At 69.4% G+C, this 21,479-nt stretch carries 22 protein-coding genes, 1 tRNA gene and 1 pseudogene; 8 read left to right on the top strand and 16 right to left on the bottom strand.

Annotated features, from left to right (window positions below; all coding sequences use genetic code 11):
* Window positions 1-32: 32 nt before the first annotated feature.
* The 9 genes from KVT44_RS16725 to KVT44_RS16685 form a co-directional block, all read right to left on the bottom strand.
* Entirely contained in the window at window positions 33-710 is a 678-nt protein-coding gene (locus KVT44_RS16725) for a response regulator transcription factor (protein WP_217567745.1), read from the bottom strand.
* A 218-nt stretch (window positions 711-928) separates the two neighbouring features.
* Entirely contained in the window at window positions 929-1,243 is a 315-nt protein-coding gene (locus KVT44_RS16720; protein ID WP_217567625.1) for a response regulator transcription factor, read from the bottom strand.
* Between the two features lie 174 nt (window positions 1,244-1,417).
* On the bottom strand, window positions 1,418-1,798 hold the full coding sequence (locus tag KVT44_RS16715) for a nuclear transport factor 2 family protein (RefSeq protein WP_217567624.1): 381 nt from the start codon (window positions 1,796-1,798) through the stop codon (window positions 1,418-1,420).
* 146 nt (window positions 1,799-1,944) lie between these two features.
* Window positions 1,945-2,727, bottom strand: coding sequence for an alpha/beta fold hydrolase (locus KVT44_RS16710; RefSeq protein ID WP_217567623.1), 783 nt, complete (start codon window positions 2,725-2,727; stop codon window positions 1,945-1,947).
* Window positions 2,728-2,974: 247 nt separating this feature from the next.
* Window positions 2,975-3,901, bottom strand: coding sequence for an AraC family transcriptional regulator (locus tag KVT44_RS16705; protein ID WP_308314028.1), 927 nt, complete (start codon window positions 3,899-3,901; stop codon window positions 2,975-2,977).
* 883 nt (window positions 3,902-4,784) lie between these two features.
* The gene (locus KVT44_RS16700) at window positions 4,785-5,588 is read right to left on the bottom strand and encodes an MIP/aquaporin family protein (protein ID WP_217567622.1); all 804 of its coding nucleotides are present in this window, start codon (window positions 5,586-5,588) and stop codon (window positions 4,785-4,787) included.
* Window positions 5,589-5,590: 2 nt separating this feature from the next.
* Window positions 5,591-6,088 (bottom strand): hypothetical protein, encoded by a 498-nt coding sequence (locus tag KVT44_RS16695; RefSeq protein ID WP_217567621.1) that lies wholly within the window; start codon window positions 6,086-6,088, stop codon window positions 5,591-5,593.
* Between the two features lie 577 nt (window positions 6,089-6,665).
* A complete protein-coding gene (locus KVT44_RS16690) occupies window positions 6,666-7,328 on the bottom strand; it encodes an HD domain-containing protein (protein ID WP_217567620.1) in 663 nt (220 codons plus the stop codon).
* Window positions 7,325-7,672: a DUF6616 family protein gene (locus KVT44_RS16685; RefSeq protein WP_217567619.1), complete on the bottom strand. Its 348-nt coding sequence runs from the start codon at window positions 7,670-7,672 to the stop codon at window positions 7,325-7,327. The genes KVT44_RS16690 and KVT44_RS16685 overlap by 4 nt, the downstream gene beginning before the upstream one ends.
* Window positions 7,673-7,750: 78 nt before the next feature.
* On the opposite strand from KVT44_RS16685, the gene KVT44_RS16680 reads away from it, so the two are divergent.
* Entirely contained in the window at window positions 7,751-8,716 is a 966-nt protein-coding gene (locus KVT44_RS16680; protein WP_217567618.1) for a GlxA family transcriptional regulator, read from the top strand.
* Between the two features lie 22 nt (window positions 8,717-8,738).
* Here KVT44_RS16680 and KVT44_RS58085 read toward each other — a convergent pair.
* Both KVT44_RS58085 and KVT44_RS16675 read right to left on the bottom strand, forming a co-directional pair.
* Window positions 8,739-8,979, bottom strand: a pseudogene (locus tag KVT44_RS58085) (IS110 family transposase); the annotation flags it as partial.
* 159 nt (window positions 8,980-9,138) lie between these two features.
* A complete protein-coding gene (locus tag KVT44_RS16675; RefSeq protein WP_217567617.1) occupies window positions 9,139-10,086 on the bottom strand; it encodes a GlxA family transcriptional regulator in 948 nt (315 codons plus the stop codon).
* A 287-nt stretch (window positions 10,087-10,373) separates the two neighbouring features.
* Here KVT44_RS16675 and KVT44_RS16670 point away from each other — a divergent pair, with 287 nt between their 5' ends.
* Together KVT44_RS16670 and KVT44_RS16665 are read left to right on the top strand one after the other, a co-directional pair.
* Complete coding sequence (locus KVT44_RS16670; protein WP_217567616.1) at window positions 10,374-11,174, top strand: alpha/beta fold hydrolase; 801 nt, start codon at window positions 10,374-10,376, stop codon at window positions 11,172-11,174.
* Between the two features lie 157 nt (window positions 11,175-11,331).
* Window positions 11,332-12,381 (top strand): nuclear transport factor 2 family protein, encoded by a 1,050-nt coding sequence (locus KVT44_RS16665; protein ID WP_217567615.1) that lies wholly within the window; start codon window positions 11,332-11,334, stop codon window positions 12,379-12,381.
* Window positions 12,382-12,680: 299 nt separating this feature from the next.
* On the opposite strand, the gene KVT44_RS58080 is transcribed toward KVT44_RS16665, so the two are convergent.
* The 3 genes from KVT44_RS58080 to KVT44_RS16650 all read right to left on the bottom strand — a co-directional run bounded on the left by KVT44_RS58080 (window position 12,681) and on the right by KVT44_RS16650 (window position 14,981).
* The gene (locus tag KVT44_RS58080) at window positions 12,681-12,983 is read right to left on the bottom strand and encodes a hypothetical protein (RefSeq protein WP_302832063.1); all 303 of its coding nucleotides are present in this window, start codon (window positions 12,981-12,983) and stop codon (window positions 12,681-12,683) included.
* An 874-nt stretch (window positions 12,984-13,857) separates the two neighbouring features.
* Entirely contained in the window at window positions 13,858-14,556 is a 699-nt protein-coding gene (locus KVT44_RS58075; protein ID WP_254649500.1) for a hypothetical protein, read from the bottom strand.
* A gap of 351 nt (window positions 14,557-14,907) precedes the next feature.
* Window positions 14,908-14,981, bottom strand: a tRNA-Pro gene (locus KVT44_RS16650).
* A 100-nt stretch (window positions 14,982-15,081) separates the two neighbouring features.
* On the opposite strand from KVT44_RS16650, the gene KVT44_RS16645 reads away from it, so the two are divergent.
* Window positions 15,082-15,609, top strand: a complete 528-nt coding sequence (locus tag KVT44_RS16645; protein ID WP_217567614.1) for a DUF309 domain-containing protein — start codon at window positions 15,082-15,084, stop codon at window positions 15,607-15,609.
* 139 nt (window positions 15,610-15,748) lie between these two features.
* Window positions 15,749-16,519 (top strand): precorrin-6A synthase (deacetylating), encoded by a 771-nt coding sequence (gene cobF / locus KVT44_RS16640; protein ID WP_190168347.1) that lies wholly within the window; start codon window positions 15,749-15,751, stop codon window positions 16,517-16,519.
* A gap of 79 nt (window positions 16,520-16,598) precedes the next feature.
* Here the strand turns inward: cobF and KVT44_RS16635 are convergent, their stop codons facing one another.
* Both KVT44_RS16635 and KVT44_RS16630 read right to left on the bottom strand, forming a co-directional pair.
* A complete protein-coding gene (locus tag KVT44_RS16635) occupies window positions 16,599-17,345 on the bottom strand; it encodes a cobalt-precorrin-6A reductase (protein WP_217567613.1) in 747 nt (248 codons plus the stop codon).
* Between the two features lie 21 nt (window positions 17,346-17,366).
* The gene (locus tag KVT44_RS16630; protein ID WP_099919456.1) at window positions 17,367-18,140 is read right to left on the bottom strand and encodes a sulfite exporter TauE/SafE family protein; all 774 of its coding nucleotides are present in this window, start codon (window positions 18,138-18,140) and stop codon (window positions 17,367-17,369) included.
* 173 nt (window positions 18,141-18,313) lie between these two features.
* Between KVT44_RS16630 and KVT44_RS16625 the strand changes: the two genes are divergently transcribed.
* The 3 genes from KVT44_RS16625 (at window position 18,314) to KVT44_RS16615 (ending at window position 21,315) form a co-directional block, all read left to right on the top strand.
* Window positions 18,314-19,135 (top strand): SAM-dependent methyltransferase, encoded by an 822-nt coding sequence (locus KVT44_RS16625; RefSeq protein WP_217567612.1) that lies wholly within the window; start codon window positions 18,314-18,316, stop codon window positions 19,133-19,135.
* Between the two features lie 206 nt (window positions 19,136-19,341).
* Complete coding sequence (locus KVT44_RS16620) at window positions 19,342-20,073, top strand: hypothetical protein (protein ID WP_218968874.1); 732 nt, start codon at window positions 19,342-19,344, stop codon at window positions 20,071-20,073.
* Between the two features lie 108 nt (window positions 20,074-20,181).
* On the top strand, window positions 20,182-21,315 hold the full coding sequence (locus tag KVT44_RS16615; RefSeq protein ID WP_217567611.1) for an acyl-CoA dehydrogenase family protein: 1,134 nt from the start codon (window positions 20,182-20,184) through the stop codon (window positions 21,313-21,315).
* Window positions 21,316-21,479: the final 164 nt, after the last annotated feature.

Here is a 21,479-nt window from a genome sequence, read left to right as displayed (position 1 = left end):
GCCGCAGCCACAGGCGCCGGCGGTGTCCGCGGTCACGCTCCGTCGGAGCGGAGCAGGTAAGCCCCGCCGGGCACGGTTTGGATACTGGCCCGGCCGAAGGGACGGTCGATTTTCCGGCGAAGAGCACTGACGTTGACCTCCACGATGTTCGGGCCGCCCTCGTAGGCGCTGTCCCAGACCCGGTCCAGGATGGCGGCCTTGCTGATGGCGATGTCCGGCGTTGCCGCGAGCAGCGCGAGGACATCGAACTCGCGCGGGGTAAGGGCGATGTCCGTGCCTGCGCGGCGGCAGCGGCGGGCTCCTGTGTCGATCTCCAGGTCCCCGAAGTGCTGGACGATCTGCCGCTCCGGGCGCGCGCGACGTATCAGGGCGTGCAGCCGGGCGGTGAGGACGACGAAAGAGAAGGGCTTCGTCAGATAGTCGTCGGCCCCGGTCTCCAGCCCTTCCGCTTCGTCGTACTCGCCATCTTTCGCCGTCAGCATGAGGATCGGGGTGTTGTCGCCGATCGACCGCAGGTGGGCGCACACCTTGTAGCCGTTCAGGCCCGGCATCATGACGTCGAGAATGATCACGTCGTAGGTGTCCGCCGCCGCCTTGGCGAGTCCGTCAAGGCCGTCGCTCGCGGCGTCCACCGCGAAACCCTCTGCGCGAAGGCCCTGTTCCAGCAGCTCCACGAGACGGGTGTCGTCGTCCATCACCAGCACACGCATGCCCTCTACCTTGCCCGACCGGTCGCGCCAGTCGCTGAAGAGGATCTTCAGGATGTACAGCGACCCTTCAGCCGACGGATCGGACTGCCCGCGCGACCGGGTGGTGACACCCATCATCTACCGGGTCGTCCTCCTGTCCTGGACACTGCCCGAGGTGGATGCGCGCACGTACGTCGACGAAATTTTCGACCGCTCCGTCTGTGCCAAGTGCGGTCGGTTCAATCCGGAGTTACCGGGGGCGCGGGACTCCGACCTGACAACTCGGCTCCCCGTCTGTGGAGTGCGTCCGCCAGTTGTACGCGCGAGTAAAAGCCCAGCTTGGCGAAGATCGACCGGCCGTGGGTGCCGATCGTGTTCGGCGACAGACCCAGGTCGGCGGCGGCTCCGTTGGTGAGCCCGGAGCCGATCAGACGGGTGACCGCCGGCTCGGTCCTGGTCGGTGCCTGCCACCCCGACCCGGGGCCTTCCGCTCCCGTCGCCCACTGTGCCCGTCGGACTCCCGCCCCGCGAAGGACCTGTTGGACGGACAGCATCGAAGCAGCCCACCACGACGAATTCGCCGTAGCCGAGCGCGCCGTCGGCGCGCTGTTCGATGACCGGTCGCCGGGTGTGCTGCGAGCCACCCCAGTGGTGAACGAAAACCAGGGACGGGCGCCGGTTGCTGAGCGGGCGGCCGGGCACCAGGGAGCCCGGCAGCCCGCGGACGCTCAGGCGGCGGTGCCGAGGGGGTTGAGGATGGCCATGCGCCAGGTGCCGTCCTGACCACGGCGGGCGACGTTGGCAGTGGTGCCGATGGCCCTCTTCCGGTTGCCGTCGGGACCGGTGATCTCGAGGGTCCAGTCCTCGCTGATAAACGCGATGTCGTCGCCGGCCACGACGCGCGACGGGCCGTTGGACAGCTGGGCGTTGCCGGCGATCGACCCGGCCGTGTAGTCACGCAGCGCCTGACCGGTGACGGTCTCACCGGTGACGGTACGCATGACGGCACCGGGCGCGAGCAGGCTCAGGACCTCGTCAAGATTCCCGGAGTTCATGGCCTTCTCGAAGGCCGGGGGGAGCTGCGCCGGGTCGGTAATGGGAGTCGGCATGGTCGTTCCTTTCAGATTTGGATGTTGTGCAGATCGTTGAAATGGCGGGTGCTGCGACCCGCGTGTGAATGTCCGCCAGGATGCTCTGCGGGCAGCAGGTCGTGCTGACCGCCGCCGCAGGTTCCACGCATGGGGGTGTGGGACCGTCAGGCATACCGGCGAAGGAAGCCGGCCAACGCCGGGTTGACCTGGTCGGGATGAGTGAGGTTCGGCGTGTGTCCGGCCCCGGTCACGGTGACCAGTTCCTGGGCACCGGGGATCTTCCCTGCCAGTGCCTGGCCCAACGGGTACGGGATCGGCTGGTCCGCGTCGCCGTGGACGACCAAGGCCGGCGCCGTGATCTCCGCGAGCCGGTCGGTGATGTCGTCCACCCCCATCAGTACCTGCACCGCGTCGGCGAGCCGTTCACGCGGCTGCGCCCGCCACTTCGCCAGCCACTGATCGTGGATCGCGGGCTGTCCCAGCAGCATCCCCAGCAATACCGGGGCCACTGCCTCCGGACCCGCGCCGCGGAATCCCTCCGACACACCACGCATCTGCTCCAGCGCCTCAAGCGGCCAGGAGACCGACGTCGTGTCGATCAGCACCAGGGCCTTGACCCGCTCAGGTGCCAGCAAAGCGGCCCGCATCGACAGAAAGCCGCCCTGCGAATGCCCCACCAGTGCCGCCTGCCGCACGCCCAGGTGATCCAGCAGCCCGATCAAGTCGGCGGCCGAGTCCCAGTAGGTGTAGGACTTACTGTCGTCCTCGGTCCGGCCGTGCAGCCGCTCGTCCCACACGACGACCCGAAAGTCCCCGGCCAGGACCTGGATCTGATGCACCCACATGTCATGGTCCATGAGGTTGCCGTGGCTGAAGACCACGACCGGGCCCTCACCACCGCTGTCCTCGAAGTAGAGGCGGGCACCGTTGACGTCTGCGTACGGCATGGTTGTTTTCTCCTTTCCTTCCGGCCTCACCAGGCAGTCAGGGGCTTGACCGGAAGCGGATAACGCGCTGACTGCGTGCTTAAACAATGCGCGATGCGTGCTGCGCAGGCGAGGTGTGCAAGAGACGCGCCATGGTCGAAAATGGACTCGCCGATCCGCTCATGGCATGCGCCTCGGAGAGCCCGGGCTCGGCGCAGTCTCCGCCCCACGGCCCAGATGTCTCTGGCTGTCCGAGCGGTCGGGGCTGTCAGCGCTGCGTGGCGCGGAATGCCCCGGGAGTGGCACCCACCGTCCGCTCGAAGAACTTCCCGAAGTTGGTGGGTTCCGTGAAGCCCAGCATGCGCCCGACGGACGCGACAGGAAGGCCGGTATGTACCAGCAGCCGCTTGGCCTCCAGGGCGACACGGTCGTCGATGAGATCCTTCGCGGTACGGCCCGTAGCGGCCAGACAGGCTCGCGTAAGCGTCCGCGGCGAGTAACCGAGGTGCGCGGCATACTCGGCAGCACGGCGCCTCGTGGTGAACGCGCGTTCCAGCTCGCCACGGAAGACCCTGAACACCTCGCCCCCCGCCGCAGGATTCCATTCACCAGAATGCGGCAGCCGGGCCATGCGCACCAGCAGCGCAGCAAGAAGCTGCCGCAGCAGTTCCACAGTGAGTTCCGCCTGTGAAGCGTCCCGCTCGGCCAGCGTGGCGTATTCCGCCGCTATCTCGGCCACCGCCACCGACATGGCCCGGTAGTCCACCGCGGACAGTGAGAAAGCGGCAGGACTGAGCCCCTCGTCGATGACGGCTGAACTGGCAGGCACCGGCGGTGGAAAGGCAGGCGTGAACACCACCAAGGTCGCATCGAGATCCGCAATGCCCCCCTGAGGATCCGCGGGGAATCGCTGCACCTGACCAGGACGCAAATGCAGCAGAGTCCCCGGAGCGCACGGGTAATCCACAAAGTCGATCAACGCGGTACCCTCACCGCGGGTGACCAGGGTCAGCTGATGGAAGTCCGGACGACTGGGAGCCCCCGCGACAGACGGCAGCAGCCGCTCACGCAGCGTCGCGAAGGACAAAACCTCCAGCCCCAACCGAGGCTGATCCGGGTTGTAATAGCTGACGTCGACAACATCCGGGCTTCCCATACCAGCCATCCACCAATGATCGCAGTTGCGGCTGACCACACCGGCGACGAGCTTCCTTCGCCCCGGACCCACTGACCACGGGCCCGGCGCAAGCCTTTGCGCGGCCGCCTTCCGCCTGCCGGTCGGTGGCCACGTCGGCACGGCGCACTCGACACCACTCGTGCCGCACCGGGGACACGGCCCACCCGTCCCAGACGCCGCTCTGCGTGGGTAGCGATGCCGCCGATGACCACCATGGAAACCGCCAGGGCCGAGCACGGCACCTCGGTGATCTGTGTGAGGGCGGCGCCGCCCAGGCTGTTGACACAGATGACCGTGCCCGCAGCCAGGCCGGCCACCTGACCGGTATCAGTTTCCGCGGCACGCGTCACGCAGCGGTCGGCACCGCCCCCGCATCATGGGCCTCGCTCACTGGCACGCCCTACCCGACGGACACACTCGCACCACCACCGGCTACACCCGACCTCGCGCATAGCCGTGACGGGTCGTGCCGCGTTTGCCAGGTAGTACGGGCTGACGTCCCACCGTTCGACAGGCCGGGCCTTGCGGCGGGTGAGCCTGCGGGGCATGAGCGCGATGGCCGCCCACGTGATCAGCGGTTCGCTGACCGGGGGCAGGCGTTTGTGATCGAGGCAGTGTCGCCCGGACCTCATGTCCCACGAGCTTTCGCGTGACACGGCCAAACGCGGCTTCACCCGCACCCGCCGCCTGGAGAACTACACCCCGGCCATGGGCTACGCACCCCGCGCCCTCTCCAGGGCCGAGCTGACCGGAGCCAGGACGGGGGCGAAAAAGTCATCGACCGGCGGGGCGTTCTGGAAGCCGAACGTCTCCTGGCACACGGCGACCCGCCGGCCTCCCAAATCGCTGCGCAGCTTGGCTTCACCAGCGCCACCGAACTTCAGCGAGTTCTTCCATCAGCTCATCGGCCACTCTCCGATCGCCTCTCGCGCGACCGTCCGCCGTGGCTCTTCGGAGGATGGACGGGGCGAAATGCCTGGTACCGGGCGACCCCACCGGTGAGGGCCGCGCCTGCAAGGGGTGCCACCAGATAGAGCCACAGATGTGACCAGTCACCTGGCCGGTGGGCCCACAGAACGGGGCCGAACTGGCGGGCGGGATTGGCTGATCCGCCCGTGAGGGTGCCAAGGGCAATCATGACCACAGCGGAAGCGGCGGGGCGTGCCAGCGGGATCCAGCGCGTCCACGCGTGACGGGACATCAGCAGCAGCGTGACGGTGAGGACAGCGGCGGTAGACACGGCTTCGACGGCGAACAGCAAGGTCGGCGAGCAGGAAGGAGCGGGTTCGACCGCGGCGTAGGCCATCCGGTCCCCGAGGACCGGGCCCCACACGAGGCGGGCCAGGCCGGTACCCGCCACGGAACCGGTGAGCTGGGCAGCGAAGTACGCCGGAACCCGGCGGCCGGGGAAAGCACCGGTCAGCCACAGGCCGAGGGTCACCGCCGGGTTGAGATGTCCGCCGGAATTACGGCCCCATGGAGAGGACAGTGCCCCCGCGAGCGCCGCGCCGACCATCACCGCCACGACCGCAAGCTGAAGATGCCGTTGTGGCAGGGTCCGGCTGAGTGGGGATGCCGACACCCAGCGGACGGCGGTCACCACGACGAACAGGACACCGCCAGTAAGGACGAACTCCGCGACCGTCGCCCCCCAGGGGGTGGCATCAGCAGTCCGCCGCGCAGGTACAGAGGCAATCGTGGACACGGTCAGCCCCTGGCCGTCACGCCGATGGCGACCCCGGTGCCCAGGTCCAGAAACACCAGCGGGCCCAGTTCGGGACACCGCTCGAGCATCGCTTCTTTCAGACGGTAATCCGGGTCGGCGGTCGTGCCCACCACGGTGATTGGCTTCCCGCCGGTGCCGATGACGAGTACAAGGATCTGGTGCTGTTCGGCGAGCGTGAACCGGCCGTCGACCGGGAGCGGCGCGTCTCGCTCGCCCGTGTTCGGGACGGACGCATTGTTCAGGCCGGTGTCCCCGGCGGTGTGGACGTTCTGGGTCAGGGCGGGCATGGGCGCGCTTTCGTTCACAGAGTGCTGAGGGGGTGGCTTCTGGCGACCGTGGTGGCGGCCACGTGCTGGTTCCAGGGCATGGGTGAGCGCGTCAGCCGAGGCGACCGGGCCGCCGCCCAGGCGGTCGGCGCCGTGGGCGATATGCAGCAGCGTCGGGTAGGCATCGCCGCCCAGACGGCGCACCTCGAGCAAGTCGGCCTCAAGGTCGGCACGGGCGGCGGGCGAAGCGAACAGGGCCGCCGCGCCACCACGATCGCCGGCATCGCGGGAGCGGCCGAGGTCCCCCCTCCGGCACGGTTCCCCTGGACTTCCGCTCCGAACAAGACATCGCGCTCAGTCGGTTCACCGAATCGATAGACCGGCTGACCGCCCAGCTGCGCGATCGCGGGCCGCACGACGCAGCCATGCAAATCCTGGGCCGATGGCTACGGGCCGAAGGGCAGGACGACGAGACCAACGGGCTCGAACACCGCATGTTCGCGGCCAACCGGGAACTGCGTGCCTCCCCCATGACCGCCACCCTCGACGCAGCCGTGAAAGCCCTCGCCGAAGAACTCGGCGCCGCTCCCGACGGCATCGGTCCCCGCATCGCGACCGCCCTGGCTTTCCTTGCAGCCGGGATGCCAACTCTCAAAGGCCCGGGACGCGATGCCGGGTCAACACAGGCGCGGAGCCAAGCACACGGGGTGCCCGGCTCCGCGTCTCCTTGGTCACAGCTGCCCGCCGACAAACGGCCACGGAACCCGGCCGCAGCCGCCGCGCGACGTCGTCAGGCCGGACGCACCGGGGCGGCGACCAGCTCGTCCAGCCCGGGGAACGGATTGTCCGGCCGGTGCTTGCGGTACACGATGTCGACGAACGACACCGGCGCCCACTTCGACGGCTGCTCGTCGATCTGATGGACCACCTGCGCATGGATCTTGTTCCTCAGATCCAGATACGGAAACGCCTCGTGCGCCGCGTCCAGTACCGCCCGGTCCACCTCCTCGACACCGAAAGCGAACATGTCGGCACCGATACCGAAATGCGCGAGAGCACCGACCAGATGCTTGTGGGGCGCGATCCCCGGTGAGGTGTGCAGCGCCACCGCATCCCAGATCTGGTCGGCGGCGACATCGGACAGCCCGTGCTCCCGGGCGAATCGAGCGGCCCCGAACGCACCGTCCACCTCGAACCTGTTCGGACCCTGCCCCGCGTCGGTCAGACCGATGTCGTGCAGCACCGTGGCGAGAAAGAGCGTCTCGTCGTCGTAGTCCACCCCGGCAACGAGGTTCCTGGCGGCGGCGATACTACGAGCATAGAAATAGCTGCGGACAGTGTGGTTGAGCAGCCATTCCGGAGAGTGCTCGGCAGTGAAGGCAACAGCGGCCTCCGTGGCGGCCGTACGCGGCCACCCTCCGATCTCCTCCGGCAGATTCTCGAGCACGCTCACTCGACCTCAGCCCCCAGTACCAGGTGCTCGGCGATGACCGCATCGGCCAGCCGCAGCTCACCCACGACGTTGGACTGCTCGAAGTAGGTGTACCAGCCGGAGCTCTCGACACCGGCCAGGAACACGTCGGCCACTTCCCTCGAAGGGGCCTGCCAGACCGCGAACCAGTCATAGGACGCGGATTGCGCGGCCGGTTCCACCCTGCCCCAGCCGAGCGTCACGAATCCGATGTCCGCGAGCTGCTTCATGGCTTCCTGAATCCCTGTGAACAGGTCGTTCCGCGCCTTCTCGTCGGCGGCGAAGAACGCGGGCTTCGGTGTCCACGTCTCGACGACTACGTACATATTGCGCATCTCCTCACTAATCGCGATCAGCGTGATGCGGCCAGCCTAGGAAGACCGAGGCGTCCGTACGATGGCCAGATGGACATTAATCCCAAAGATCCGGCCAAGGTCGCAGTGGTGGTGCAGCCGGGCTACGTGCTGTTGGACGTTGCCGTTCCCCAGCAGGTGTTCGGCCGCTGGCCGGACTGGGTGACCGCCTGCTGGCCCGGCGGCGCCCCCTACGAGCTGACCTTGGTGAGTGCGGTTCCCGCGGAGAACCCGCTGGTGCCCCGGGAGGTCGAGCCGCTCGACCGGCTGGACACGGCGGACACCGTGATCGTCGCCGGGGTGCAGGACCCCACCGGGGCTCCGGACGCCGAGCTGGTCGAGCGGCTGCGTGACGCGTACAACCGGGGCAGCCGGATGGTGTCGATCTGTACGGGCGCCTTCGCCCTGGCGGCGGCCGGGATCCTGGACGGCCGCAGCGCCACCACCCACTGGCGCTGGGCCGGCCTGCTGCGAGACCGCCACCCGTCGGTCAAGGTCCGCGAAGCGGAGCTCTACGTCGAGGACGCCAGCGTCTTCACCTCCGCGGGTGTCCTCGCCGGAACCGACCTGTGCCTGCATCTCCTGCGGCTCGACCATGGTCAGGCCGCCGCGAACACGATGGCCCGCTTCCTGGTCAGTCCGCCCCACCGCGAAGGAGGACAGGCCCAGTTCATCGAGCACATCCCGCCCGACGGCGACTCCGAGATCACCGACGTGATCGCCTGGATCCTGGAACACCTCGGCGAGCCGCTCTCCTTGGAGTCGGTCAGCCGGCACAGCCACATGAGCACACGAACCCTGCGCCGCAGATTCCGGGCCGTGACCGGAACGAGCGTCATGAACTGGGTGGCCATGCAACGCGTAGCCTGCGCGCGCGAACTCCTCGAGACCACTCGCCTCGGCATCGACGACATCGCCCACCGATGCGGCTTCGGCTCCGCGGAGTCATTGCGCATCCACTTCACCGCGATGACCAGGACCAGCCCATCGAGCTACCGCCGCACCTTCGCCTCCTGATGCTGTTGCCAAGCGGTCCCAGCTACGGGGGCGCCGTTTCGTAGCACCTTCGGTCACCGATCAGGGCCCACGGGACGTTGACGCGCCGACGGGCGAGGGCGAGGGCGAGCCTTGGAGGTGTTTCTTCCCTCCGGCGCGTTTGCGGTCGTAGAACTTCCGCGACCTTGGGTCGTAGCGGACGCTGACCAGCGCGGTGGTGTAGAAGGCGCGCTAGACCTTCGGTGGTGGACCAGCGGCCGGTGTGGGTTGCCGCCAGCCTTGCCCGGACTGCCGTACAGGGCCGAGGTGCGCGATCATGCCCGTACGGGCCACAAGCCTTCTCGGCGCCCTACCGCGAGGCGATCTTCTCGCCCTGGACACGGCCGGGGCGGACGCGCGCCTGGGTCGACCGACTCTGTGACCGCGCGGTCCGGCCTTCGCCGTCAGGCGGCCTGGTGCTGGAAGGTGCGGCGATAGGCCGTGGGGGTGTTCCCGACGGTGTCACGGAAGCGGGCGCGCATGTTGGCGCCGCTGCCGAGGCCGCACCGGACGGCGATCTGCTCCACCTGGAGGTCGGTGGTCTCCAGGAGTTCTCGCGCGCGGTTGATGCGGGCGGTCAGGAGCCATTGATGGGGGCTGACACCGGTCTCGTGGCGCCACAGGCGGGTCAGGGTGCGTGGGGAGACGCCGGCATGGTCGGCGAGGTGGGGGATGATGAGCTCTTCTTCGAGGTGGAGCAGGGCCCATTCACGGGTGTCGGCGAGGGTGGTGGCCTGGGGGGTGGGGAGGGTCCTGTTGATGTACTGGGCCTGTCCGCCGTCGCGGTGTGGGGCGGCGACGATGTCCCTGGCGATGTCGTTCGCGACGGCCGCGCCGAGGTCTTTGCGGACCAGGTGCAGACACAGGTCGATGCCGGCTGTGAAGCCCGCGGAGGTCAGGATGGTGTCGTTGTCGATGTAGAGGACGTTGCGGTCGACGCGCAGCCGGGGGTAGAGCTCTTCGAGGTCATCCGCCTTGGCCCAGTGGGTGGTGACGGTACGGCCGTCGAGCAGTCCGGCCGAGGCGACGGCGAAGGCGCCGGTGCAGATGGAAGCGATGCGTATCCCGGCGCGGCCGGCGAGCTTGAGAGCGGCCCGCACCCGTGGACGCGGAGGACGCCGGAAGTCCTCGAAGCCCGGGACGATGATCGTGTCCGCTTCGGCGAGCGCCTCGAGACCCGCGGCCAGCCCGAGGGTGAAACCGGCGCTCGTGGTCACGGCCTCCTCGGTGTCGCCGCACACGGTGAGCTCGTAGGGAGTGGTCGGACGGGCGTTGAAGATCTGCGTGGGGATCCCCAGATCCATGGGCAGCACGCCGTCGACCGCCAGGACCATGACCCGATGCTTGTTCATGGCCGCAATATTACGTCCGACACCAACGTCGCGGAGAGGGCCAGGGAGCCTCTGTGTCCTGACCCAGAGCTGTTCCCCGGATAAATCCCCAGATCAAGCAGCTGATCGTGTGGCCGCAAAGCAAGGGCCCACCTACATGACCTGGCCCAAAAGATACGGATGCTGGCAGATGAGCCGTGGCCTGGAAGGGAGGTTCCGGAGCAGGATCGAAGAGCGAGCGCGGGGCAGCCGACTCCACACACCCGTGGAGCGGTCCGAGAGTCCCGGCCGCGGACGAGGAGCCGGCAATGACTTTGCAGCATGTGGTGGGCCGCTTCTTCGACGTGCAGGGCGGCCAGGTCTATGCCCACGTCCGCGAGGGTGACGGCCCGGCGCTGATCTTCCTGCACTACTGGGGAGGCTCACGGCGCACCTGGATCCCGGTGCTGCGGCGTCTGGATCCCGGGCAGGGCTTCGTGGCCTACGACCAGCGTGGCTGGGGCGACTCCACGGGCGTGCCGGGGCCTTATGACCTGGAGCAGCTCGCGGACGACGCGCAGCGGGTCGTCGACGCGCTCGGATACTCCCGCTATGTGCTGGTCGGGCATTCCATGGGCGGCAAGGTGGCTCAGCTGCTGGCCGCACGCAAGCCCGCCGGTCTGAGCGGAGTCGTCCTCGTGGCACCCGCGCCGCCCGCGCCGGTCGGGGTAACCGAGCAGGTGCAGGAGACGGTGTCCCACGCCTACGACAACGAGGAGGCGGTTCTCCAGAGCATCGACCTGATGCTGACCCGCGGCGGGCTGACTCCCGAGCTGCGCCGGCAGGTGGTCGAGGACAGTCTGCGCGGCGGCGACGAGGCCCGTCTCGAGTGGCCGCGCCAGGGCCTGATCCAGGACGTGTCGGCCGACCTCTCAGCCATCGAGGTGCCGGTGCTGGTTCTCGCGGGCAGCCACGACAGGGTCGACCCGCCGACCGTGCTCGCCGACCACCTGCTGCCGCTGATCCCGACCGCCACGCTGACCGTCCTGAAGGACACCGGCCACCTCTCGCCCCTTGAAGTGCCCGACCAAGTGGCCGCGCACATCGGCGCGTTCGTCGCCCAGCTGTAAGCACAGCACCCCAGCCGCACATCCCCCCGTGGGGCGATCGGCTGTCACGCCACCTGCCGTGCAGCCGCACCCCCCATTTACCCGGCACGCGTGAACATGCCGCCCGGCCACCGTGCCGATCCGCCCCCGACCGGGGCCCAAAAGAAGGAGACACATCATGACCACCGAAGCAGACCTGTCCGTCTTCGAGCAGCTCGACCTCCCCGACACGACCCTCACCCGGGACACATTCGCCTTTGCGGCACAGGCCACGCCTGCCTTCATTCACGATCACTGCGTCCGCAGCTACGTCTTCGCCCGCGCCCATGCCCAGAACCAGGGTCTGCGCGCCGGTACCGACTACGACGACGAGCTGCTGTTCGTCGCTTGCGTCCTGCACGACTTGGGACTGAGCGATGAGGGCAGCAACGGCGACCAGCGTTTCGAGGTCGACGGCGCCGACCTCGCCGCGGCATTCCTCCGCGAGCGTGGTGTCGAGGAAGCGCGTATCGCCGTCGCCTGGGACGCCATCGCTCTGCACACCTCGGACGGCATCGCGTCGCGGAAGGGCACGGAGGTGGCGCTGGCCCAGGCTGGTATCGCCACCGACATCCTCGGAGTCCAGCGTGAGAGCCTTCCGGCCGGCCTCGCCGACGAAGTGCACGCCCTGCTGCCGCGTCAGGACCTGGCCCACGGGTTCAGCGACCTCATCATCACCCAGGCTGTGGCCAAGCCCCACAAGGCGTCCCCGACGACCTTCATCGGCGACCTGCTGCGTCGCCACCTGCCCTACGGCGCCTATCCCAACTGGTATGACCTGATCGACGCGGCCGGCTGGGGCGACAAGCCGGTCGGCGTCACCGCCCGGCGCCGTGCCGAGACGCCCCAGCAGGTGGGGACCTTGTACATGGAGTACCTGGAGGCCGGTGACGTCGAGGGTCTGATGTCGCTCTACGAACCGAACGCCCACTTCGTCCCCACCCCCGGAACCCACCTGGTGGGCACGGACGCCATCCGCACGGCCATGCAGCAGTTGGTCGACAGCGGTGCCCACCTCAAGCTCGAACCGCGCGAGATCCGACAGGTCGACGACGTCGCCCTGGTGTCGAACATCGCCACCCTCACCGGGGTCGGACCGGAGCCGGTGGTCTCCACCACCACCGAGATCCTCCGACGCCAGCCGGGCGGCGGCTGGGTTCACGTCGTGGACGATCCGTTCTTCAGCTGATCGCGTCGGGCGGCCTGGGCACGGATGCACAGGCCGCCCGCCCCTCCCAGGACTTGGCGGGCACCTGATCAATGTTCAGGATGCTGTGAGGGATGTCCGTTGCAGGCCAACCGCGTCCCCGCCTCATCGCCCGGCGACCCAGCCCCCCATGCCTGCTGAGGAGTTCCTCAATGCCGGGCACTCAATGAGCTCCTTCAGAGTGGCCACCGATCGGGTGATGGTCACCCAATGGTCAATCGGCATCCGCCTGACCAGCCGATTGGGCAGGCCCCATGAAGAAGCTCACTGATCCACGTTGCTCATCCGCCCGGTCCGGTCACCGTGAGTGGGCGTACTGCCGGTTCGAGCAGCGACAAGCTCCGCTGTTGCGCGTCGAGGGCGACGCGGATACCGACCGGCATCGGCAGATTGGCGCCGACGTGTCCGAACTCGGCGTCGCCCAGGACCGGGATGTCACGGTCGCCGAGGACGTCGAGGACGATCTCGGGCAGGGTCGGGGAGGTGTCGGGCAAGTCGAGTCCGTCGATCGCGTACGGAACGCCCACGACCATGCCGGAGATCCGATCGAGGATGCCGCAGTACCTGTAGATAGCTCCACACATGCGCTGCCTGGCTGCCCGTCTTCTCCCAGAACAGCACCGCGCGGTCGAACCGTTCGAGCGGCGGCGCGTACGGCGTCGCTTGCGCCAGCACGATGCGATTGATCACCCCCCGATCAGCCGGCCTTCGGCGCGGTCGGCACGGTGTTCGATGGCCAAGATTTGTACGGACGGCTGTGCGGTGCAGCCTCGGTCGGGCAAAATGCTGGACATGACGACTTGAAGAGCACCGGCCGGGCGGCAGCACTGGCGCAAGGTCGGGAGCGGCTGGTCCGTTCTGGACGGTGAACGCCGGATCTGCGCCGCATGCGGGACGCCCGTCCGCTCGTACCAGTACCGCTTCTATCCGCCCGAGTCCTCCATGTTCGAGCGCTGCATCGGGTTCGCCTGGTGCTCAACTTGCAGGTTCTACTCCGGAAACATGGTTCACATCCCGCGGAAGCGAGTTCTGGTCGATGCCCTCGCATCCCTTCCTCCTGAGCAACGCGAGCGGTTGGTACGTTCGGAGACGGGACTGATCGAGTTCTTTGACCGCCAGCTCCGAGGCGGGGAGGGCAGCCTTGACCGGGCAGGCGCTCCTGAAAGTCGATCAAGGGCTCTTCAACCCGGTCCGTGGCCGGCGGCTGGCGGCTGGCGGCGATCAGGAGGAGCCGTTTGCGCAGCAGCGGTGACTTTGCTCGGTCGAACATGCTGCGTTTGAGCGCCTTGAGGTCGTTGACGCGGCCCTCAACCCGGCCGGACGACCAGTCGGTGCTCATGCCGTAGACGACGGCGTCGAGGTCGGGAAGCAGCCCGGCGGCGAAGCCAGCCAGGCCAGCCACTTCGTCCGTGCAGGCATCGGCGATCCGATGTCGCAGCTTGTCTCCTTCGCGGTTGGTCATGATGGTCGCGAAGGCGCGGACGTGGCCTGCGGCTGCCGTGAGCTCGGGTGAGCGCGAGAGCAGTGCCTTGAGCTGCTGCTGGTCATCCTCGCGCAGATGGTCGGCGTGGCCATGATCCATCGGGTGGCCTGGCGGGGCGAAGCAGGGCGGGCCATCGGCGGTGTGGTCGCCCCGGGCCGACGGCCGGGGCGCAGGGGATGGACGTAGTCGCGCAGGATGCTGCAACGTGCGCCGCGTTCGCGCAACTCGCCGTGGAGCCTGGACAAGTTGGTGCAACCCTCGGTGATCCGCTGCTCGATGTAGGGCCTGAACGGGTCGAGCTTGCTGGTCCGGTTCTGCCACTGCCCGTGCAGCATCGTCTCCGGGCTGACCGCGCGGGCGTACTCGCGCACGGTGTTGCGTCCCAGGCCGAGGCGGCGGGCGATCTCGTGCAGACTCAGGCCCTGCTCAACCTGGGCACGGACCGCGGCGTGGGTGTCGCGGAGCCGGTCGAGGAACTTCCCCGTCGGGTAGAGCTCGGGCGCATCCGCCGTGGCCGTCTCGGCGGATGCGGGCGCAGGTTCGGGCGGCTCGGGCTCGGGTTCCGGTTCAGGCGATTGGGGTTCGACCAGGCCGCGCTGCAGGGCACGGTGGTGGGAGATGACCCACTCGACGAGGGCGTGCGGCAGGTCGAGTGCAGCAGAATACGGAACCACCTCGGCTCCTGTGCCTGTGGGTTGAGACTTCGAACACCTCCCCCAAGGGCAGGGGAGCCTCATGCGTTGCGGGCACCGATCCCGTCACCCGATCAGTAGCCACGCTGAAAGAGCCCTGTAAATGAAAGCGCCTCGCCGCGTCGTCGAACAGGTGAGGGCAACTCCCATAGCCCGAATCGATACAGAAATCACAAAGCAGCTTGGCACACGGGTTGTGTAGCGCACCCTGACTGAGTCAAGGTGCGCTTCAGCCGCGTTCAAGCGGACTGGTCCCCACCCGGTCCCCGAAAATGATCAAAAGGCCGCTTCAGAACTTGTCTGAAACGGCCCCTGACCTGCGACTTCGTAAAGTCGGGACGACAGGATTTGAACCTGCGACCCCTTGACCCCCAGTCAAGTGCGCTACCAAGCTGCGCCACGTCCCGGTGCGTTCACCCGCGGTGTTCCGCGTGATCGTGCGAACAGAACTTTACCCCACGTCGGGGGCTGCTCCGCAGGGGGCGCGGGGCGCGCGACAATCGGGGCATGAACGCAACATCCGGAGGTCGGCGGGGCAACGGGCGGGATCGGGACATGACGGGGCGGGCGCGGAACGCCCGGCCGCGGGACGGACTGGGACGGCCGCTGCCGTACGGCGCCGACGGCGTGGAGCGGCAGCCGGAGGGCGTGGTCCGCAGCCCCGAGGAGACGGTCACCGAGGCGCAGGCGCTTTTGGACGCGGGGAAGCCGTTCCACGCGCACGAGGTCTTCGAGGACGCCTGGAAGTCGGGCCCCGAGGGTGAGCGCACGCTCTGGCGGGGGCTGGCGCAGCTCGCGGTGGGGCTCACCCACGCGGCCCGTGGGAACACGACGGGCGGTGCCCGGCTGCTGCGGCGCGGGGCCGGGGCGGTCGAGGAGTGGGCGGCGGGGGCGGCCGGCCGGGCCCGTCCACATGAGCTGGACCTCGCCGAACTCGCCTCCTGGGCACGCGAGCTGGCGACGGTCGTGGAGCGTGAGGGCGCCGCGATCAGCGCGGTGGCGTGGGCGCCCCGGCTGCGGGGGCGCCGGGGCTGACGGGTGCGGGGGCGCCGGGACTGGTGAGTGCGGGAGCGCCGGGGCTGACGGGTGCGGCGGCGCCGATGGGCGCGCGGTGCGTGCGGCGTCACCCGGGTGCGGTGCGTCCGCTGTCAGTGGCGTGCGGCAGACTCGGGGTGTGCGAAAGATTCATGTCATCGGCATCGGCGCGGGCGACCCCGACCAGCTCACCTTGCAGGCGGTCAAGGCGCTGAGGAGCACGGACGTGTTCTTCATCCTGGACAAGGGCGAGGTGAAGTCGGACCTCGTCCAGCTGCGCCGTGACATCCTCGACGCGCACATACCGGAGGGGTCCTACCGCCTGGTCGAGGCGCGCGACCCGGACCGCGACCGGGCCGCCGGGGGCGCCGCCTACTCCCCCGCCGTCGGGGACTGGCGCAGTGCCCGCGCCGACATCTACCAGCGGCTGATCGCGCAGGAGCTGGGCGAGGACGAGAGCGGCGCGTTCCTGGTCTGGGGGGATCCCGCGCTGTACGACAGCACGCTCGGGATCCTGGAGGAGATCCTGGAGCGGGGCGCGGTGGCGTTCACGTACGAGGTCGTGCCCGGCATCAGCAGCGTCTCCGCGCTGGTCGCCCGCCATCGGACCGGGCTGAACCGGGTGGCCCGTCCCGTCCAGATCACCACGGGGCGGCGGCTCGCGGAGGGCTTCCCCGAGGGTGTCGACGACGTGGTCGTGATGCTCGACGCCCATCAGACCTTCCGGCAGTACGCCGACGAGGACATCGACATCTACTGGGGCGCCTACATCGGTACGCCCGACGAGATCCTCGCCTCCGGTCCGATCGCCGAGACGGCCCCGCGCATCGAGCGGCTGCGGGCCGAGGCACGGGATCGCAAGGGCTGGATCATGGACACGTATCTGCTGCGCAGACATCCGCGCGGGTAGCGGGACCGGCCAGGCGGGTCGCCCCACCGACCGGACCCGGGACCCGGAGTCCGGCGAGGCGAGCTGACCGGCCCCTCCGTCATCGAGGGCCGAGATCCAGCAGGGCCAGGACCGACGGCACGTCCGGCGCGGTGGTCACGTCCGCCGGGAGCGGGGGGCGGCGTACGACGACCACGGGGAGGGCGAGGTCGCGTGCGGCGGTCAGTTTGGCGGCTGTCGCCTCTCCTCCGCTGTCCTTGGTCATCAGCACGTCGACCCGGTGTGCGCGCAGCAGGGCCTGCTCGTCGTCCGGTGTGAAGGGGCCCCGGGTGAGCAGCACTTCCATGTCCTGGGGCATCGGCGGCTCGGGGGGCTCCACCGTACGGACGAGGAAGTGGAGCTCGGAGAGGTGGGCGAAGGCCGCAAGGCCCAGGCGGCCCGTGGTGAGGAAGACACGGCGGCCCAGGGACGGGAGGAGCGCGGCGGCCTCGGGGAGGGAGCCGGCCCAGTGCCAGCGGTCGTCGGGGCCGGGGGTCCAGCCGGGGCGGCGCAGTACCACGGCCGGGATTCCCGTGGCCGCCGCCGCGCGCGCCGCGTTCGCCGTGATGACGGCGGCGAAGGGGTGGGTGGCGTCGACCACGGCGTCCACCCGGTGCTCGCGCAGCCACCGCGCCAGCCCGTCCGCCCCGCCGAAGCCCCCGACGCGGACGTCCCCGTCGAGCGCCCCCGGCCGGGAGACGCGTCCCGCCAGGGAGGTCGTCACGCGGACACCGGGGCGCGCCGCCAGTTCGGCGGCGAGTCGGCGTGCCTCGGTGGTGCCGCCGAGGACCAGGACGTGGGGGGACATGGCGTCGAGCCTACGAGGTGGTCAGCGCAGCAGGAGCTGTACCCCGCCCACCACCGTCGCCGCGATGACCAGCCGCTCGAACAGGATCTGGTTGATGCGGTGCACGGCCCACTTCCCGAGGAACGCCCCCGGTACGACGAAGATCGCGAGTGCCGCGTCCAGGAGCAGCGAATGCCAGTCGATGAGACCGAGGCCCACGCTGAAGGGCACCTTGGAGACGTTCACGATCAGGAAGAAGAAGGCCGAGGTGCCCAGGAAGCCGAGTTTGCGGAAGCCGGCCGACAGGAGGTACATCGACATCACCGGGCCGCCCGCGTTGGCGACCATCGTGGTGAAGCCGCCGAGGACGCCGTACGAGCGGGCCTTGACCCGGCCGGCCCGGGTCGACACCGAGTCGGGTTCCTCGTCCTGGGCGGCGGCCCGGCGGCGCCACATCGTCACCGCCGCCATCAGCAGCAGGATCGCGCCGATGGAGGTCCGTACGATCCCGTCGTCGGCCCACACCAGGAACAGCGTGCCGAACACGACGCCCGCGGCGACCGCCGGGAACAGCCGCCACAGCGTGGGCCAGTGGGCGTGCCGCCGGTAGGTGAGCACGGCGAGCACGTCCCCGACGATGAGGAGGGGCAGGAGCACGCCGGTCGAGGCGCGGGCGGGCAGCACGGCGGCGAAGATCGCCAGGCTGACCGTGTTGGCACCGCTCACGGCGGTCTTCGAGAAGCCGACGAGCAGGGCCGCGGCGGCGAGCGCGGCGAACTCCCAGATGGATATGTGCCAGAGCGTCATCGTGTTCATGCGGGAACCGATGCTAGGCGCACGCATGTCCCGGCGTAAGGACCGTCTCGCCAGGTGACCCCTGCGGCGGCGGGTGACCCGTGGGTCGGGGCCCCGGAGAACGCCCTCGCCCGGTCCAACTCCCGTGGCAGACTGCTCGAACATCAACACGAGCGTGAGCAGAGGAGTGCCGCATGACCGCGACCGGGCCTTCCGCCCAGCGGATCGACACCAGCAGGCCGCACCCGGCACGGATGTACGACTGGTTCCTCGGCGGCAAGGACAACTACCCGGTCGACGAGGAGCTCGGGCGACGGATCATGTCCGTGGACCCGAGCGCCCCCCGCTCGGCCCGCAGCAACCGCTGGTTCATGCAGCGCGCCACCCGCTGGCTGGTCCGGGAGACCGGCATCCGCCAGTTTCTCGACATCGGCACCGGCATCCCCACGGAGCCGAACCTCCACCAGATCGCCCAGGCCGCCGTCCCGGACGCGCGGGTCGTCTACGTGGACAACGACCCGATCGTCCTCGCCCACGCCGAGGCCCTGCTGCGCGGCACCCCCGAGGGTGTGACGGAGTACTTCCAGGCCGACGCGCGGGAACCGGGGAAGATACTCGAACAGGCCGCCCAGGTCCTCGACTTCGACCGGCCCGTCGCGCTGTCGCTGATCGCGCTGATGCACTTCATCGCCGAGGAGGACGGTGCGTACGACCTGGTGGACACCCTGGTCGACGCGCTGGCGCCGGGCAGCTGTCTGGTCCTGTCCGCGTTGACCGGCGAATACGACCCCGTGACGGTCGCGACCGGGATCGCGGCGTACGCGGCGGGCGGCGTGACCCTCGTGGCCCGCTCGCACACCGAGGTCAGCCGCTTCTTCCGGGGACTCGGCCTCGTCGACCCCGGGGTGGTGTCGGTGTCGAAGTGGCATCCCGAACTCGCGCTGGACGAGGACGAGATCGGTGACGCGCCCGTCCCGCTGTACGGCGCGGTCGGTTTCAAGTCCCCCCGTTCCTGAGGCACTCCGCCCTCGCGCCCAGGTCCCGGCCTGGCCGAAACCGTGATCGACGACGGTGACGCGACCCCCCTTCGCCAGTTGTGCCCGGCAGTGACGTCACCGCCGGCTCCGCCCATCCCGGTAGACCGCCGATGACCTTGAGCTTGTACCGTGCGGGCGGTGGCGACCGGGGAAGCGGGAGGCGGGCTGTGGGAGCGGATCACCGTGTGGGGGATGTCCTGTTGGTCTCGTGCCCGTACACCGACGCACGGGTCACTCGTCTCACCCGACGCGAAGTGGTCGTCGAGTGGCCGTGGTGGGAGGTGGACCCGGAGTGCGACTGGATCGAGTGGAACGGCCAGGTGGCCCTGGCCGGCGATCCGGCCTCGTACGACTGGGACCTGGAGCTGTTCCGCACCGAGCCGCCGCCCCGGCACCTCGAGGTCGGCGCGGTGTGCAAGGTCGGCATCCCTCCCACGGTGGTGCATGTGATGAGCGTCGAACGGATGGATCCACCGCTGGAGACAGGACGTCTCCCCCGTCTGGGGACGCAGGTGATGGTGCTGCGCACGGGACAGTCGCACGATCCCGACCTGGAGTGGCAGGGCTACGGGATCGCCCCCGACGACGGGATCCCGATCGCCCTCGACCTGCTGTTCCGCCCGTACGCCTGCCTCGTGGCGGGTGACGAGGTCGCGGACGCCGCGGGGCGCGCCTGGCGGTTCGACGCGCCGTGGGACTGGCATCCGTTCGACGGCCAGGAGCCCTCCGAACCCGCCTGGCCGCTCAGTCTCCTGACCCGCGACGGCCACCCCGACGACGCGGCGGCGACCGTCGTGGCGCGGGCGACGCGCAGCGGTTCGCACGAGCAGGAGCTCGCCCGCTGGGTGGAACTGACCCAGGCCAGACCCACCCGCCTCGTCGTCGTACGGGACTCGGCCCGGCAGCCGAACCGCTGACCGTCGATCGTTCCAACATCCTTTTTGCCCCGAGGGGTTCCGCCGGTTCGCGCGTAAACAGAAACGACGCTGCCGGCGACACCTGAGGATCAAGGAGCAGGGGACGACATGAGATTCCTGGAGCGTGAGCGCGCGGCCCTCGCCACACTGCTGCCCGGCCTCGACGAGAGTCTGAGGGCCGTACCGCTGATGACACTGGAGGGGCCGAAGAGCCCCGGCATCGGGTTGTTCCGGGAGGCGGGCGGGCCGGGTCTGCTGGCCCCGACCGCCTTCCAGGGCCGGGGTGCCACCGCGTTGGAGACCCTGCGGGTGCAGCGTGCGCTGGGCAGCCGTTCGCCCTCGCTCGCGGTGGCGACGACGATGCACCACTTCTCGATGGCCACGCTGGTCGGGCTGAGCGACTCCGGCGAGGGGCTGGAGTGGATGCTCGTGCAGGGCGTCGCGTCCGAGAACCGGCTGATGGCGTCCGGCTTCGCCGAGGGACGCAGCGGCACCGGCATCCTGTCGCCCTCCATGTCCGCCACGGTGACGCCCGAAGGGGTGCGGATCACCGGCGTGAAACGGCCGTGCAGCCTCGCCCGTTCCATGGATCTGCTCACCGCCAGCGTGATGGTGCCGTGCGAGGAGGGCGAAGGGGAGGAACTGGCCGTGGCGCTGGTGCCCGCCGAGAGCGAGGGGCTGAGCGTCAGCGGCTTCTGGTCGAGCACCTTCCTGGCGGGCGCCGAGAGCGACCAGGTGACGTTGGACAACGTACTGGTCCCGAAGGAACTCCTGGTGCGCACGGCCTCGCCGGCCGGGGCCCGCCTCGACGAGGTGCAGACCGCCGGCCTGGTCTGGTTCGAGCTGCTGATGACCGGCAGCTACCTCGGCGCCGCGAGCGCCCTCGTCGAACGGGTGCTGCTCAACGACCGGGTGCCCGACGCCGAACGGGTCCGGCTGCTGGTGGAGATCGAGGGCGCGACGGCGGCGGTCGAGGGCCTCGCCCGCCGGGTGGACGAGGGCGCGCCCGACGAGTCCGCGCTCGCCGACTCGCTCTACGCGCGCTACACCGTGCAGGACGCCCTCGCCCGGATCGTGCCCCGGTCCGTCGAACTGCTCGGCGGGCTCAACTTCATGACCTCGGACGAGGTCGGATACCTCGCCGCCTGCGCCAACGGCCTGGCCCTGCACCCGCCGTCGCGCTCACGGATGACCGGCCCGCTGTCCGCGTACCTCGCCGACGAGCCGCTGACCATCGCCTGACCCAGGCCCCGCCAGGAGCGCCCCACAGGGGCGCGAGGAACGGCGCGACCAGCCACGAACAACCCGCAGTCGCCGCCGAACGACAAGAACCGAGTTCATAGGCGCCCGGCGCGCGCAAAACCCCAGCACCCAAACACCCACCCGCCCGGACACCCGCCCGCCCG

Origin of the sequence: Streptomyces sp. GbtcB7, assembly GCF_019091445.1 — a bacterium.
In the GTDB taxonomy this organism is placed as follows: Bacteria; Actinomycetota; Actinomycetes; order Streptomycetales; family Streptomycetaceae; genus Streptomyces; species Streptomyces mirabilis.
The sequence above is the reverse complement of the archived record's forward strand: the minus strand, read 5'-3'. Positions and strand labels throughout refer to the sequence as shown.

What these genes read in the sequence shown, in the direction of transcription:
- KVT44_RS58080 (WP_302832063.1), bottom strand. Translation starts at nt 12,983, where the DNA reads ATGTGTGGAGCTATCTACAGGTACTGCGGCATCCTCGATCGGATCTCC.
- KVT44_RS16720 (WP_217567625.1), bottom strand. Translation starts at nt 1,243, where the DNA reads ATGCTGTCCGTCCAACAGGTCCTTCGCGGGGCGGGAGTCCGACGGGCA.
- KVT44_RS16715 (WP_217567624.1), bottom strand. Translation starts at nt 1,798, where the DNA reads ATGCCGACTCCCATTACCGACCCGGCGCAGCTCCCCCCGGCCTTCGAG.
- KVT44_RS16675 (WP_217567617.1), bottom strand. Translation starts at nt 10,086, where the DNA reads ATGAACAAGCATCGGGTCATGGTCCTGGCGGTCGACGGCGTGCTGCCC.
- KVT44_RS16645 (WP_217567614.1), top strand. Translation starts at nt 15,082, where the DNA reads ATGAACGCAACATCCGGAGGTCGGCGGGGCAACGGGCGGGATCGGGAC.
- KVT44_RS16615 (WP_217567611.1), top strand. Translation starts at nt 20,182, where the DNA reads ATGAGATTCCTGGAGCGTGAGCGCGCGGCCCTCGCCACACTGCTGCCC.
- KVT44_RS16725 (WP_217567745.1), bottom strand. Translation starts at nt 710, where the DNA reads ATGCGTGTGCTGGTGATGGACGACGACACCCGTCTCGTGGAGCTGCTG.
- KVT44_RS16680 (WP_217567618.1), top strand. Translation starts at nt 7,751, where the DNA reads ATGGACATTAATCCCAAAGATCCGGCCAAGGTCGCAGTGGTGGTGCAG.
- KVT44_RS16630 (WP_099919456.1), bottom strand. Translation starts at nt 18,140, where the DNA reads ATGAACACGATGACGCTCTGGCACATATCCATCTGGGAGTTCGCCGCG.
- KVT44_RS16685 (WP_217567619.1), bottom strand. Translation starts at nt 7,672, where the DNA reads ATGTACGTAGTCGTCGAGACGTGGACACCGAAGCCCGCGTTCTTCGCC.
- KVT44_RS16625 (WP_217567612.1), top strand. Translation starts at nt 18,314, where the DNA reads ATGACCGCGACCGGGCCTTCCGCCCAGCGGATCGACACCAGCAGGCCG.
- KVT44_RS16665 (WP_217567615.1), top strand. Translation starts at nt 11,332, where the DNA reads ATGACCACCGAAGCAGACCTGTCCGTCTTCGAGCAGCTCGACCTCCCC.
- KVT44_RS16670 (WP_217567616.1), top strand. Translation starts at nt 10,374, where the DNA reads ATGACTTTGCAGCATGTGGTGGGCCGCTTCTTCGACGTGCAGGGCGGC.
- KVT44_RS16635 (WP_217567613.1), bottom strand. Translation starts at nt 17,345, where the DNA reads ATGTCCCCCCACGTCCTGGTCCTCGGCGGCACCACCGAGGCACGCCGA.
- KVT44_RS16710 (WP_217567623.1), bottom strand. Translation starts at nt 2,727, where the DNA reads ATGCCGTACGCAGACGTCAACGGTGCCCGCCTCTACTTCGAGGACAGC.